Genomic DNA, 15,063 nt, shown 5'->3' with positions numbered 1-15,063 from the left:
GTGCACCAATAGTAAATTGGTGGAATATATCCGGGACTCCGCACGCGGAAGCGGAGAGTAAAGTCTCACAACTAAATACATAACTCAATCCCACAACTGAATAACCCAACCTGGGAGCGGCCCGCCGATATTTCACGGCGGGCCGTTTTCTTATTGCCCGACAGTAATCCGCCGCCATCCAGCAACGACCCGCCGCCTGCCCGCGTCAGGGAGGAACCCGGCCCCCTATCCTCCCTATCCTCCCTGAACGATCACTGTAGGGGTGTTTATGCAGGTCAGAGGGGGTGCCGGGACAGGGAGGAAGGCAGGGAGGAACAGGGAGGATAGGGAGGATAGGGGGCCGGGTTCCTCCCTGACGCGGGCAGGCGGCGGGTCGTTGCTGGATGGCGGCGGATTACTGTCGGGCAATAAGAAAACGGCCCGCCGTGAAATATCGGCGGGCCGCTCCCAGGTTGGGTTATTCAGTTGTGGGATTGAGTTATGTATTTAGTTGTGAGACTTTACTCTCCGCTTCCGCGTGCGGAGTCCCGGATATATTCCACCAATTTACTATTGGTGCACTCCCCCGGACAGAGATACGTCTCGAAATTAACTTCCACATATCGTGTGGGCTTTTCGCAGTGCCAGCACTTTCCGGGTTCCACTACGGAAATGTGATCCGGCGTCTGATTCTTTCGGACGGCGTGATTCATCATTGCGGCGCTCCCTCGCAACAGTTGGCTTTATGGCGACAGCAGGGACACAACCAGCGGCACCCGATTGGATCGAACCATCCGCCACAATTCTCGCAGACAATCATTTCGGGTGCCCCCTTCTACCACGATCCATTGCACATTCCGCGGCCATGTTAATAGCGTGCTCATCGTCGCTATGTATCACGACGAGTAGGGCAGCTCTAATGATGCTTGTCACCGCTCCGCGTTCAGGAACAATTCCAAGCCGGTTAGCTGCCTCATTAAAGTCGGCTTCCGGAAGACGTGCAAAGTAGGCGCGAATATCCTTGGCCCTCACTGCTGCCGACATTGGCTCACCGTCCCGAATGTTTTAGGAGTTGCGCCGATACGGATTGCTCCTGCGAGCCTTTATGAAGTTACCAAGAATGAGCAATTGTCATCCAAAAGCTACTGCTAAGCATTATCTAGACTCCCCCATCAGTAGGGCTGCGCCCGATAGTTGCCCTCTCCGGGAAGCCGAGGGAGAACGTCGGAGCGTTTCGGGTCGAATGACTTAGGGTCGGTCCGTGCGTCGTCTCCGGCTTGCGGAGTGCCGGGGAGACTCCCGCCGGGGATTGCGCCGGGCGGAGCGGTGAGGTTATTAGGGTCGCCGCTACCGCTTAGCGGTTTCGCGCCCTTAATATCCTTGCCCTGTAGCGTCAATTTAATGACGTCAATAGGGTTGCGATTCTTGATGGCACCGTAGAGCAGAGTTGCCCCGGCAATCGCCATGACCACCGTCATTACTTCTAGTTCCACCGTAATTGTTCCTCTCTATTACCTGACAGCCTGCGCGATCTTAAGGGCGCTCTTTAGCCCTCCCCCGTCAGCGCTTCCGACCAATTGGCGTGCACCAACGAGTTTCCACGCGACGACGAGCAACATTGCGCCTCCCGTAATAGCCGCGGCCAAGCGCACCCACGTCCCAGGGTCCTGCAACATTTTGAGGAAATCGGCTAACCCCGTAAACATGCCCCATGCGGTATCGAGGGCATTAGTGGCGCCAGGCAGCGGGTCGGCAATTTCTTGCTGGGTATCGGCGCGGCTATCCGGGGTGGTACCAACCTCTTTGAATTTAACTTGGACTCTGTCGGTGAAATCGCCGCCGAGTCCGGCGTACGGTTCACCGGTGTACCCATCGCCCCACGGGCGCGTGCTGATCTTCTTATTGAAGATTACGAACTGGACATTGTACTTTTCCCAGTTATTACTCTCTTTCCCGGTAGGCAATGTCCTAGCCCCCGAGACGAGTTGATTATTGAGACGAACCAGCGTCTCGAATCCGCCGTAAAAGTCTGCGGTCGTAATGTTCACAACGTGGACGTCACTGTCGCGGAGCAAGAATTCCGCTTGGATAAAATCGATGGCTTGTTTGACGTGTTCGGGTGAGCCAACGAACTTCTCGGATGCTGTCATGACTCACTCTTTCCGGAAATATCGATGTAGGTAATAGGGACGCCTTGGCCGCCGGACGTGTCAGGGAGGTATTCGACACGTCCGGTAGAGCGCGGCGCAACGACCGGGGCGGGTGTGTAGTCATCCTGCCCGTCATCATCGAACGTGGCATCGGCGACAGGAACATTCGGGACGCTCACACCGCGCATCCGCGCGACCATCGCGGCTGCCTGGCGAATAGCGTTCATCTGCGCGGAGAACTGTTCCGCATCGCGCCTGGCCGTCTCCCGCGCCTCGGCGCGCATGGCTGTTTTCTGTTCGGCGGTAAGTCGCGGCTTAATGCAGGACGTTCCCGCGCGGTGGAGCTTGCCGCACTCGCCGCACGGCTCCCGCTTCCGGCGGGCGGCCGGGACGCGGTCGTACTCGTGCCCGTCGTCGCCCGTGTAGGTCTCGTGCGCCCGACCCTGGCGCTTCCCCCGGGGTCGGCGGTTCGATGCTGTGGCGGCCCTCTCGGCGGCTCCGTAGCGTCCCGTCTCGGGCAGCGGGGGCAGGACGGCGGGGTCGGTCGGGTCGTCGGCCAGGCGGGCCGCCAGGGCCGCGTCACGCTGCCACGCGGGGTCACTGGTCGCACGAGCATCGGACGGGATGCGACGGTTGCGGAGACATTCGGGGCAGCGAGTTGTTCCCCCGGATTTAGCGCGGGATTGCCACACATGGCCGCAGTGATAGCAGTTGAGCTCTACAGGAGTCCGCGACAATGACGCGCGCATGTTTTCCGGCACGGTACTAGTCGGTCCTTCCCATTGTTGATCTGCGGGGATGTATCGAGTAGTTCCGCACTTTGTGCAGCGGGTTTGATTACTCCGCTGTCGTGTCTGATAGGGAATGCCACACCCTCGACACACAATCTGCACGCGGGGACTCCGTGACATGCGGCCCCCTTCCCTAAACCGTAGGCACATTGTCAGGCCAGGTCCGCGTATTTCGCAAGGATTGCGCGTCATTTGTCGTGACCCCCACGGATCGCAGTGTGCACATGACTCCGCCCCGGTCGCCAGGCGTTCGGCGACCGGGGCGGAATGGTGCGTGCGCATCTATCTATGCATGGGGTCCATTGGCTCGATCGGAGTGATGCCGTTGTCAACGGGCGGCGGAGTCTTAGCCGCAGACGGAGGGACGGGCACTGAAACCGTAGGCGCGGCGCGGGTAGGCGCTGGCACGTGGTGTCCGTCGATTACCGGCACATGGATTTCCGGCAATGACACGTCAAACGGCGGCGCAATGGGCGCGGGGACAGGCCCGTGTTCCGGAATCGTCAACGTTTCGCCCCGGGTAAGAATATATACTCCACACGCGACGAACAGTCCGAGAATGATTCCGCAAATAACAAGGCCGGCGACCGCCCGTGTCAATAGCCGGAATGGTCCGCGCCGACGATGACTAACCGCCGGAAGTGGGCGAGTAACTGGAATGAAACTATTAATGGTCGGGAGGGGCATGGCGTGTTCCCTAGAATGAGTGAGCAGGGGCAACGGGAGTGAGTTGTCGTTACGCATGGTCTACCTTTCGCTTAACGCGCTCTACGGATAAATCAATCACATCTTTTGGGGGGGTGCTCACGTCCTTAGCCCACTGCTTTCCGGGCGTAGAGCGATTCCGCTCCCACCTTGCGAGTGATTCGGGACTGTAAACCCACGCGCGGCCTCGCTTGCCGATAGGCTTAGGGAATTCGGAATCCCTATCCCGGGCAGAGCGCAGCGCCTTTAATGAGAGCGGAACGGCCGCCTCTGCGGCTTCCGAGAGCGTGACTCCGGGGGCCGCCCCGTTCTGCCCCTGACTGCCCCGTGAGGTAGTCGTTTCTCCTGGTGAACGATCGTCGGCGGCTGCCTCATCGCTGACGACCGGCGGGGCCAGGGGCGGGGGCGCGACCGGCGCGCCACCGAGCGCGGGAAACTCTGTGACGATGCCGCTAGTAGCGTATTCGCGGGCTTCCCCCGGGGTGGTGAAAATAACCTGCGTTTCGGTGGCCTTGCCCGCTAGCACGACTTGCACGCGCCCGGAATGACGCGAACTGCGCGGCGGCGGCCAGCATTCGGGAACCAACATGCGCCAGGCGTTCACGCTGTAGCGAGCGAGGATGCGGGTAGCGTAATTCTCCCGGGCCTCCGGCCCCCCGCTAGCGCGAGCCGTCATTAGCTGACCGATAGTGATTACGTGCGTCTGACACGCGCGGCCCATAAACAGCACCTCGTTAAGCGCCGCAACCGCCGGGGACTGTTTCGGGTCCGAGGACTCCCGGGTCTCACGCCAGTATTCGTTAAGCCTGGTGATTGTGGCGTTCTGCTCCTCCGCGAGAATAAAGACACGGGGGCCCAAATCGATATGTCCGACGTTGCCGTCAATATCTGCGCCGTCGTCAATGAGCGTGTAGCGCCGCTCCACCTCCCCGCGCACCCACAACAGTGCGTTATGAATGTCCGCTACGTTTGCGCAATAGCGGACGTTCGGGAGTCCGCGCGCCCATGCGTGGGATACCCGCTTGACGTCCAGGACTAGAGCTATCCCGCCGTTGTGCAACCCCTGGCAAATGATGGCGCGGGCCATGACGGACTTACCGCCGCCGGTACTGGACGAAATAAGAATGTGCGGGGACTCGGCGTCAAGGTCCACCGCGACAGCCTTGCGATTAGCGGCAACGCCGATGAGCGGCGCAGACTCGGATGCGGCACGCACGAGCGCCTGGTGATCGTTCCACTTGGCAATTTCCGGCGGTCGAGCCTTTTTGGTGAACGTAGCGATCGGCTTACCAATCATGCCGAACGATGCATTCAGCTCCGGAATGCCCAACTTGCTAGACACAATCCGCGTAACCGTGGACTGTGCGTCAGAGCTTCCGGTAAACCCGTCGGGGAGCTGCACGCGGATCGCGGTGTCAGGTTCGCGCCGCAGCCGGGCCGGGATGATGTGTTCCGGGCGCCTGGCCCACACGCGGGCGGCGAGTTGCATGGGCGCTGCCTCTCGGACCTTGTCTGGCACGGTGATGAGCGGGACAGGCGCCACGGCGCTGCGCGGGACGGTGATCCACGATGCAGGGTTGCGGGGAGTCTCGATCCCGAGTGTCGGTGCGAGCGCGCGAGACAGCGGCTCGACGTATGTGCGTCGGTGCTGCCAGCCGTGCGCGGTGCGGGACGCCAGGACGACGATCGCGACCAGGGCGACGACGATCGACAACCACGCAGTCCAGGTGAACGCCGTCCGGTGCGCCGCGTAGAGCCATACGAACATCGCGACAATCGCGGTCCCAATAGTGCGGATAACTCCGCGCTTCCAACATGGGAGATAGGACCATCGCGTTGCCCGCGTCGCATCCTTCCTTAATTCGGTGCCCGCGTGGAAGAACGACGCATTAGTCTTCCGGGGGCCGATCGGGAATCCTAGGAACCATTGAATGGTGTAGTTGACGACAGCAGAGACTAGAACCCCAGCGATTATTACTGTGCGGAAACTAGTGCCCGCGCGAGGAATGAACATCAGGCGGCCCCGCCGTTCCCACCGTCGGACGGGCCGACAATGGACAGGAGCCGCACCCCGCCGGGAAGCGGGCCGGGGCGGACCGGTCGCGGCGTGGTCGCGTGCCCGCCGAGGGTGGTCACCGGCCGGTCGCTCACGAGCGATGCCAACTCGTCGTCAGTCGGGATGCGCCCAACGATGAGATAGAACGTGCGGGCCACCGCGCCGACCCGATCGGTGCGGCGCTCATACTCCCGGCCGCCACGGTCGCCGTGCCAGTACAGAGCGACAGTGACCAGCACAGCGGCCACGGCGGCCAGCGGGACGGCGGCCAGTACGGGCCACCCGGCGATGCCCCGAGCGATCCCGGCGAGGACGACGAACGTTGCCGCGCCGGACCAGGCGGTCACGCGCGGGTGCGCGGGCGCGGGCGGTCGCGGGACGGGGCCGTGAGATACAGTCGTGTTCACCTGCGGTTTCCTTACTGTGAGAGGTTGGGTTACTACGGGTCGGCGGGGCCGGTTCCTACGGGGACCGGCCCCGTTCGTTGTCGGGCGCGGTCGCACGGCGGTCACAGCGTCTCGGGTGACCGGACGATGACCGGATGGCCGTTGGTGCTGACCGGGACAGGCGGCCGGGCGGCCGGGCGACGGCGCAGAGCCGACCGGGCCGCGTCCAGGGTGACCGGGTGACCGTGGGCGCCCAGCCATGCCACGACCGGGCCGGGATCGTCCTGGCCGGTCACGGTGGCCGCGCGGCGAACCCGCGCCGCATCGGATGGCAGAGCGGCGAGATTCCGGGACTCAACCGCGTGGGCAATCTCATCGGCGTCTAGCGGCTCAATCCTGGCCGCAACGGCAAGCGCATCGATCGGCGACGAGAGACCGTGCTCGACGGCCGTCGACCATGCCGCGAAAGTCTCCCGGGGGAACCGCGCCCATCGGACTAGCCGGAATCGAGCGAGCGGGCGCTCCGTCACGCCCAACTCCGCGAGGACTGTTCGCCGCACGCGGCGGAGCGTGACCTCTAGCAACACTGCCGCAGCGATCGGCATTGCCGGAAAGAAAATGGCCGCGTCCGGCCCCACGGTCTCACCGTGGCGATGATTAGCGAACGCTGATCCGAGAGCGAACACCCACACCAGTGCGCGGGGGAACGTCGCGCTCTCCGCGTGTGTCACCGCGTGGAATGTCAGCGCCATAGAGAGTAGGGCCGCAGCGTCGAGAGCAACGGGCACGATGTACGGCCATGGTCCATTAAGCCCTAGCGCGGCCTCTGCCCACGCGACCAGGGAACTAAACGACAGAGCGACCGGCGCAAGAATGACCACGCCCAACGCCGCGCCGATTACCGCAATAATCCAGCGGGGCCGCCGTCCCGAGGATTCCGGGCGGCCGGTAAGATTGAACATTGCAGGACTCTCCTAGTGAGGGTTTCTGTGGGGCCGTTCGGTCGCTTACGTTTCCCTGGCAGGAGTGGCGACCGAACGGTTTACTACTTTATCCCGGCGATGAGTCGTTCCAGCACCCGGCGCGTGAGCACGGGGTCATTCACTAACTCGTCAAACAGGTGCATCCCGACGTCCGACGCGGTTACACGGCCCGGCACCGCTTTGCTCGCACGTCCGATCCATTGTTCGAGCGCATCCCGCTGCGCATCGGTCATCAGAACCGAGACCTTACGTACCCGGAGACTTGCGCTCTCACGTGCGCTCGCATACGCGGAGAAAACATCGTCTAGCTTATCGCCGGAACTTTGCGAGCGCATAGACCATGCGCTGTCAGGGCGCATGTCGTCGCGCACGTTGTCTGACATGTCGCCGCGCACATCGCCGGACACATGCTCTGTCGTATCGGCGGGCACATCGCCGGGCGTGTCATCGGCCAGACCCGCCGCCTTATTGTCGAGCGCATCTCCGAAGTTCACGGAGCGCGGACGCTTACCGACCATCCTTCTCGCCTCCGATAAGTTCTGTCAGAACATCGTCGTAATCCATCAGACTGTCCGGGACCGTGCCGTACGCACCTGCGAAAGCCTCACGCAATCGAACCTGCGAACGCAACGTAGGAATGTCTCGCTCTAGCAACACTGCGCGCACGTCCACGGACGAACGGGTAGCGGCTCGCACCTGCGTTAGCAGCACCACCGCGTCGACAGGGCTAACGGCATCAATCTCCGCCGCAAGCGTGAACGTCGTCGGAATTTCCACGATATCGAGAGCGCGCGGTGACGCGGGAACAATGAGTTGATCGGTCACCATGAGCGCCTGTCGCGTCTCAAGGGAGGATTTAGCGCCGCAATCGATGATGACGTGCTCGTAGTCGTCCACCAGCGATGCGGCCCGTTGCGCAAGACCCTTGCCGGAGATTGCCACGACCGAACAGTTCAGCGGCCAGTCGTCGGCGAGCCCGGCCCACTCCAATGCGGACGACTGTTTCGGGTCGGCATCGATGAGTAGTGTCCGGCCATGTTTTGCGAAACCTAGCGCGAGCATTACCGACGTAGTCGTCTTACCTACGCCGCCCTTTAGGTTCGCGACGGTAATCCTCATCCGGCGTCAACTTCCGAATCGACGCGCTTAATGTACTCTTCCACTTCCGTCATGTGCTGTGACGCCACATGAGCAGCGGCGGCAACCACTTCCGCGATAGTGACGCGACGCCCGACACCAACACTGACGGAAAGCGTCATATGCTGAAACGCCGAATGCGTCGCCGGAAACATTCGGACCGGCTTAGTGGCACTCTCTCTGTTACTCACGTTCACACTCCCTGCCGTGACTCCTGCTATGTTGCGTCCGGACGTGGTGCCGGTCGCTGCGCTGCATGACGCTACATGTGTTACAGTAGCACACGTACGGCACTGCATCACCCTGCCAGGGAGACGAGTAACCATGATCCACGACATGTCACAGAGCGCGACGCCGGCCGATACCCAGCGTGACCGACTGGCGCTCGGCGTCAGGGTCCCTGCCCCGTGTGCGTCCTGTTCCGGCGCCCTGACCGCGCGTCTCCCGCACCGGGTGACGCGCCGGGCCGCTGGCACGGTGGAGCTGACGTGCGAGCGCTGTGGCGCCGCAGACACCGTCCCGGCCGCCCTCGCGGGCCGCCTGATGGCGGGGGAGTGATCGGGATGGCTCTGGTCAGCGCGTCGGCACTCATCTGCCCGGTCTGTCACGAGGGCGCGCAGGACGCCCCGCCGTCTGAGTGGCGCGTCCCCGGCACGGTGCCCGCCTGGTCGCACTCCCGCGATGCGTCCGCGCTGTGCGACGTCATTGGACCCGACGGCTATGTCCCCGCCGATCCGGTCGAGGTCTGCCCGCGCACGCTCACTTCCGACGAGACCCGGACATTGCGCGGCATCGATCGCAATTACGGTCCGTTCCGCGATGACGGGTGGACGGTCGGCGACGTTATCGAGCTTATTTCCGCTCTAGACCGGGAGACCGGCGGTGAGCTCGCTTGGTGTGATGGCGCTGCCATTCTCGCCTACATGCGTTCGATCGGGTGTGCCCGATGAGCGACGAGATCAAGGCGGGCCGGTATGAAATCCGCTACCGCGCGGGCAAACAGACTTACGCATCATTCACCGATGACAGGGTGTCCGCGATTCGGCAACTTATTGCCGCTCGCAGACTTTCCGGCCGGGCGGCGTGTCTCGATCACGAGACGCAGAAGCTCATCACGGAGGATGACGAATAATGGCCCAGCCCCGTAAGCTCCCGGATACTCACGTGCTGGTCACTCTCGCCGAAAAGGGGTTGAGTAACCGAGAGATCGGAGAGTTGTTCGGGACCACGCGGCAGGCTGTGGAATTGCGGTTGCAGGGACTCGACGTCAAGCGACCGCCCCGCGTCACGTGCTCTGCGTGCAAGGGACTCGGAACTGTCGCTCCGCTGTACGCGGGCGACAGCGCGACAAGGGATCTCGCACCACAATGACCGCTAACAGCCGCTGTCAGTGCCCGTGCGGGTGCGCCAGGGACCGCCGACGCGGTAATGCGTCGTGCGGTCCCTGCGGCCGTCTCGGCCATCGATCCGCGATGACATGGGTTGCCCCGATCATGCGCGCGTTTGGGCTCACGGCCGTTGTCGACGCAAGCGGCCCCGACGGCATCGCCACTAATGCACAGATTCGTTCTGCCCGTCAATCTCGACGGAACAGGAAGACCAATGACAATAACTAGGACGCTCATCGGAGAGAATGACCGCGTCGGAATCGCCCTGGATAGCGACGCCGGCCGACCCGTATTGGTAATCGCAGATAAAGAGTCCGGGGAGGAAATAAGAATATCCCCGACAGAGCGCGGAATAGATGCATTAGTGTCAATCGGCGCCCCATTTTGAATTCACTCGAATGGAGGCAAAACGCGCATGGCACGCACCCAGTGAATGGGCATATCATCGGGATATCGCCGACAGGGAGAGTGAGTTATGGGAAAGGCAATGCGGGCGCCAGGGTTGCGACGAATCAACGGGGATTTCCCGGATGACGTTATGCAAGAGGCGGCCGCGCGGTTGGGCCTCAAGTTCACTGATTCAGTCGCCACGCTTATTAACGCCGCGCTCCTCACTGTCCTGGACCAGCGCGTCAGTGAGGAAGTTCTCCGGGACGCATATGCACAGGCTCCCCGTCGTCGCGGGCGTAGGCCACTCCCCCGGGAGGATGACCGGGAGAGTCGTCCGGCGTTGCCTACTATCGGCGACGAATGTGGCCTCTCCGCGTAAAGAAAAGCGCCCGACCGGTGGGCAAGACCGATCGGGCGCAACGTCCGGACGCATCCCCGAAAAGAATGATTGGCAGGGCACCAATGAACGCCGAACACGACCAGGATACCGGATTGATCCGGCCCCGGCCACCGCGACCGAATCGGGCCGTTCCTCGGCGCCGTCGGTCCGCGTCGCTCAACGCGGCCACCTCCCGCGTTGACGTGGACGCACTCGCTAATCCGCTCCCCGATAGCCCTGGCGTACGCATTGACCGCTACTTCTGGTCGACTGCACGACAGGAGCTTTGCAGCGTCACCGCAAGCGGCATTTCCGAGGAATCGGCCCGGCGCATATTTATTAACCACGTTCGACGTGCGGCGTTACATACTGGTGGTCACCATTTCGGGGTGCTCATCATCTGCGCATTTATTTTCCGTGTTACCTATCTCTGACACGACGAATGCCGGGCGCCGCCAACGCCCGGCATTCGATACCGAAAAGGTTTCCTCTGATGAGCGATAATAGCATGCGCAAGCCCCCCCGGGCGGCGCCTCACACCTTTAACGACATGGGGAACGCACGGCGACTAGTGGAACTGTGCGGCGACGACGTCCGCCACTTCCGCGGTACTTGGTACGTATGGGATGGAAAGCGTTTTGCCCGGGACCAGGATTACCGTGTCCAGGAGCAAGCCAAGCGCGTGCCCCTCGAAATGCGGAAGCAAGCATATCGCGCCATTAGTGCGAGTAAAGAACTGTCTCACGACGAGAGGAAGGCCGCCGAGACCTCCGCTCGTGAGTTGCTGAAATTTGCGGATGCCAGCGGCAACCGCCTGCGTCTGGCGTCAATGATTGAATTGGCCAGGACGGAACCGGAAATCACGGTCACCGATGCCGATGCCTTTGACAGTGATCCGTGGGCATTCAACGTCCAAAACGGCACGATCGATCTCCGTACGGGCGAGTTGAGGGAACATTCCCGGGGCGACATGATTACTCGCATTTCCCCCGCCACCTACGATCCGGATGCACGGTCGGAACTGTTCGACAAATTCCTGGCACGAATCCAGCCGGACCCCGTAGAACGGCGCGCACTCCAACTCTGTGTCGGCTACACGCTAACCGGGTTTACCGGTGAGGCTAAGTTGTTCACTGCCAACGGTGGCGGACGGAACGGGAAGAACGTTCTATTGGACACCGTGGCTCACTTGCTCGGTGACTACTACCGCAAGGCACCCGCCGGTTTCCTGACCGCCCGCAAAGAGGACGGAACTTCTGCGTCTCCGGACATGGCCGACATGCGCGGTGCCCGGATGGTTATGGCGTCTGAAACGGAGCGCGGCGACCGACTCGCCGAGTCCCGCGTAAAGGAACTGACAGGCGATCGCACAATCACTGCGCGGTTCCTTTATGGAGATTTCTTCAGTTTCCGTCCGACGTTCAAGATTTGGCTACTGACGAACTATCGGCCGTCCGTTCGCGGGACAGATGAGGGCATTTGGTCAAGGCTCGCCCTCATCCCATTCCGGGAGTACATCACCCCGGAGGAGCGTGATCCCCATTTGACGGACAAGCTAATCGGCCTCTTTAACGGAGATCCGTCCGACCTTAGTGGCGTCCTCACGTGGGCCGTAGAAGGTGCTCGGGCATGGGCGTCAAATAAGACTTTGGCCTTGCCCGACACATGGCGCGCGGCTGCGGAAGACTACCGCGTCGAGCAGGATTTGATGGGCGCGTTTCTGTCCGATCACTGCATTTTCCGACCCGGCGAAATCACCACTAGTGGTGACTTGTACGCGCATTACGTGTGGTGGTGCCGTCAGGCGGGAGAACACGCGCGATCCCAGCGAGCATTCAGTATTGAACTAAAGCAACGGCCGGAATACATGAAGAACAAGGTCCTTGCCCGCAAGAGTGACGGGCGTGTTGTCTTTGACGGGATGCGCGGGCTAAAGCCAAACGAGCGCACGCACCTAGTAGCGGTCGCGGCTCCGGACGAGTCCGTCACCGGGTCTGCGAGAGGCGACAACGAGGGGGACGACTCCCGCCCTGCGCTGCGGGCCGTGGGGGAGCTGGACACCCGCACGGCCGTCGGTCAGAACACCCCCGTGCCGACTCAGGCACCGTCCACTCGGAACACCCCGGCGCCGACTCAGGCGCCGTCTGTGCGGCGCGCGCTCACGCCCGACGAGCGCCCCGCCGCGCGCACTCGCGTCATGACTAGCAGCAAAGCGGCGCTGTCCGAAAACCGCATCCCGTCAGTGTTGCATGCGCTGGAAGGACCGTGCGCACCACTCAGGTCCGGACGTGAACCACGCTGGTCGCCAGAACGCATGCCCGGCATTGCCTTTGCCGCAATTGTGAAAAACCACAATTGGCGCCGCCCGTTCCGTGGCCAGACCATCACGCTAGACCGGTCTGGCGCGTTCCTCGCCGCAATCGCTAGCGTCGACGTATCGCACGGCGGGCTAGAGCACACCGGGGCGATGGATCAATACCCTGGACTCCCCGGGTATTACGAGGTCCCTCTTTTCCCTTGGACTGAATCCGAGTCACTCCCGCACCCCATCCCGGGAATCGACAAAGCAGCCAAGACCGCTTGGATTACCGCTCCCCACGCAAGCCTTCTCCAAGAGCTGGTCAACGCCGGACGCTGGCCTGAGTTCGACATTCTGGATTCGTACACCGGGGAAACTAGTGTCCGTCTGAATGCAGGAGGATGGTCGGACTTTATCAAGGAGCTTCGACAGGACGTCATTAACGAGTACGGGCGCGACAGCGAACAGTACACGCTACAAAAGAGGGGATTCTCTCGGGCGCTAACCCTGATGCTCGGAGACGGGGAACCCGGAAAGCCGCGCAAGTGGGAATGCCGCGCACGGCGGCCGGACTGGACTCACGCCGTGTACGCACACGCTAGTGCCATGCTCTGGCGGCGCGCCGATGAATGCCTGAGGCTTGCGCCCAAGAGCGGCCCCGTCGCAGTTCAGCGAGTGGACGAAATCGTCATCCCCAAGCGAGCACGTGCAGCGGTGTTCGCCGAGGGAAGCAAAATCGTTCACGACCCCCTTGGGCTAAAACTCGGCTCGTTCAAGGTTAAGAGCGACGGAGAGGAATAAGGAATCCCAATGCCGAAATCAGGCAACAGCGGCCTCCCCAGCGAGTATGACCCGGAAAGCGCCTCCGCGCTGGAAGCCGAAATCGAACGAGCATGGGCCGACTACGAATATCAAGCGTGGGCCGACGAACAGCGAGACCTAACGGTCCACGCGAAAATTGAATGGGAAGGGGTATATAACGCACGCCCCGAACGGACCGTCACCTTCCCGAACGTGGACACCAGTATCGTCGCCCGCGCACTAGGCAGGGATGCCAAATCATGGCGCACTCAACTGGACGCGCTCTACACCGGCGGACGACACGCCGAGGACGCCGTCATGAGGTCTGGACTTAATCCATCGCGGGAAACCGTGCTCCGTTGGTATCAGGGCACGCAAGCTCCTAGCGCGGCAAATCAACGGGCTATCGAGAGTGCTTATCGCGAGATGCGTAGTGCGAGAGTTGCGGAAGCGCTCTCCGAAACGATCCGTCGCAGTGAGGGAGCGGAAGTTCGATTCTTTGACGTCCGTTCAATGTGGCTAGATTAATGGGGTGCGAGAAATAGAATGCGAATCCAGGAAAGAACTTGCATCGCGCGACTCGTCGGCGGTAGTGGCGCCTCATTCCCCGATCGATGGGGGACGGGCACTGACGGGCGCTATCATGCGATCGTCCCCACAACCCGCAAGTTTCCGCCGGAAACAGGCGCAAAGACAGACCGGGTGATTGTCCACGGCTGGGCAGTCACCATAACAAAGGGGCTTTACTGCGCCCCTGATAGTCCGTGGTTCTTCCCTGACCACGGCGCGGCGATGGCGTTCGCGACAGCCGCGCGTGAGAGTATGCAGCAAGCGTCTCGGCTCCTTATCCAGCCAGCATGCCACTTGGTTAAATGGTGTCCTGTCCATAAAATGGATGAGGCCGTCCTCCTGGTAAGTTCAGATATTCGTGCGCGTGGAACGTACGGAGACCTCAAGCTCATTGCCTCATGGCTACAGGAAAAGACCGCAGCTCCCCCTAGTTAAAGAAACAGACGTAACGGCCCGTCGGAATCTCCGGCGGGCCGTTTCTTATTCCCCGACAACAATCCGCCGCCAATCCAGCAACGACCCGCCGCCTGCCCGCGTCAGGGAGGAACCCGGCCCCCTATCCTCCCTATCCTCCCTGTTCCTCCCTGCCTTCCTCCCTGTCCCGGCACCCCCTCTGACCTGCATAAACACCCCTACAGTGATCGTTCAGGGAGGATAGGGAGGAACTTTTGACCTGTGCTCTATAGGAGCCCGAATTTCGCCCCTATATAAAGGGTCCAGGTCTCCCCTAAGTTCCTCCCTATCCTCCCTCCGCGATCTTGGAACGGCCATTTCCGCAGGTCACAGCCCTAACCCGACAGGGAGGAACACAGGGAGGAACGCACACCCATCCTCCCTATCCTCCCGGCATCCTCCCTGCCACAATTGAATACGACAAACCCCCGGGGGGTACCCACAAAACAATTCCGCGTCCGGAATGGACAATGCACATTGAACGCCAATACGTCCACACCAGACGGCCTCTGACCAGCACAAACACGGCACACCGAGCGCGCAGCGCGACACACACGAGCGCCGCAGGCGCGAGCCGCCCACCCGCGGAGCGGGGG

At 61.8% G+C, this 15,063-nt stretch carries 12 protein-coding genes; 4 read left to right on the top strand and 8 right to left on the bottom strand.

The window, feature by feature from the left end:
• Positions 1–1,490 precede the first annotated feature (1,490 nt).
• The 8 genes from PSED_RS35230 to PSED_RS35195 all read right to left on the bottom strand — a co-directional run bounded on the left by PSED_RS35230 (position 1,491) and on the right by PSED_RS35195 (position 8,378).
• A complete protein-coding gene (locus PSED_RS35230) occupies positions 1,491–2,129 on the bottom strand; it encodes a hypothetical protein (RefSeq protein WP_013678675.1) in 639 nt (212 codons plus the stop codon).
• A complete protein-coding gene (locus PSED_RS35225; RefSeq protein WP_041763465.1) occupies positions 2,126–2,413 on the bottom strand; it encodes a hypothetical protein in 288 nt (95 codons plus the stop codon). The genes PSED_RS35230 and PSED_RS35225 overlap by 4 nt, the downstream gene beginning before the upstream one ends.
• Positions 2,414–3,656: 1,243 nt before the next feature.
• On the bottom strand, positions 3,657–5,393 hold the full coding sequence (locus PSED_RS35220) for an FtsK/SpoIIIE domain-containing protein (RefSeq protein WP_049803828.1): 1,737 nt from the start codon (positions 5,391–5,393) through the stop codon (positions 3,657–3,659).
• A 245-nt stretch (positions 5,394–5,638) separates the two neighbouring features.
• Positions 5,639–6,028: a hypothetical protein gene (locus PSED_RS35215; RefSeq protein ID WP_041763463.1), complete on the bottom strand. Its 390-nt coding sequence runs from the start codon at positions 6,026–6,028 to the stop codon at positions 5,639–5,641.
• Positions 6,029–6,189: 161 nt separating this feature from the next.
• Complete coding sequence (locus PSED_RS35210; RefSeq protein ID WP_013678671.1) at positions 6,190–7,029, bottom strand: DUF2637 domain-containing protein; 840 nt, start codon at positions 7,027–7,029, stop codon at positions 6,190–6,192.
• A gap of 83 nt (positions 7,030–7,112) precedes the next feature.
• A complete protein-coding gene (locus PSED_RS35205) occupies positions 7,113–7,544 on the bottom strand; it encodes a hypothetical protein (protein ID WP_041763462.1) in 432 nt (143 codons plus the stop codon).
• A 13-nt stretch (positions 7,545–7,557) separates the two neighbouring features.
• Positions 7,558–8,169: a ParA family protein gene (locus PSED_RS35200; RefSeq protein WP_013678669.1), complete on the bottom strand. Its 612-nt coding sequence runs from the start codon at positions 8,167–8,169 to the stop codon at positions 7,558–7,560.
• Entirely contained in the window at positions 8,166–8,378 is a 213-nt protein-coding gene (locus PSED_RS35195) for a hypothetical protein (RefSeq protein WP_143771233.1), read from the bottom strand. Before PSED_RS35195 ends, PSED_RS35200 begins: the two co-directional genes overlap by 4 nt.
• Before the next feature lie 372 nt (positions 8,379–8,750).
• Here PSED_RS35195 and PSED_RS35190 point away from each other — a divergent pair, with 372 nt between their 5' ends.
• The 4 genes from PSED_RS35190 (at position 8,751) to PSED_RS35175 (ending at position 13,972) form a co-directional block, all read left to right on the top strand.
• Positions 8,751–9,137, top strand: a complete 387-nt coding sequence (locus tag PSED_RS35190) for a hypothetical protein (protein WP_013678667.1) — start codon at positions 8,751–8,753, stop codon at positions 9,135–9,137.
• The gene (locus PSED_RS35185) at positions 9,134–9,319 is read left to right on the top strand and encodes a hypothetical protein (protein WP_013678666.1); all 186 of its coding nucleotides are present in this window, start codon (positions 9,134–9,136) and stop codon (positions 9,317–9,319) included. The genes PSED_RS35190 and PSED_RS35185 overlap by 4 nt, the downstream gene beginning before the upstream one ends.
• 1,533 nt (positions 9,320–10,852) lie before the next feature.
• A complete protein-coding gene (locus PSED_RS35180) occupies positions 10,853–13,444 on the top strand; it encodes a DNA primase family protein (protein ID WP_158511372.1) in 2,592 nt (863 codons plus the stop codon).
• 9 nt (positions 13,445–13,453) lie between these two features.
• On the top strand, positions 13,454–13,972 hold the full coding sequence (locus PSED_RS35175) for a hypothetical protein (protein WP_143771229.1): 519 nt from the start codon (positions 13,454–13,456) through the stop codon (positions 13,970–13,972).
• The last annotated feature ends 1,091 nt before the right edge of the window (positions 13,973–15,063 follow it).

This window comes from Pseudonocardia benzenivorans CB1190, assembly GCF_000196675.2.
GTDB lineage: Bacteria > Actinomycetota > Actinomycetes > Mycobacteriales > Pseudonocardiaceae > Pseudonocardia > Pseudonocardia benzenivorans.
This window is presented reverse-complemented; position numbering and strand designations above follow the sequence as displayed.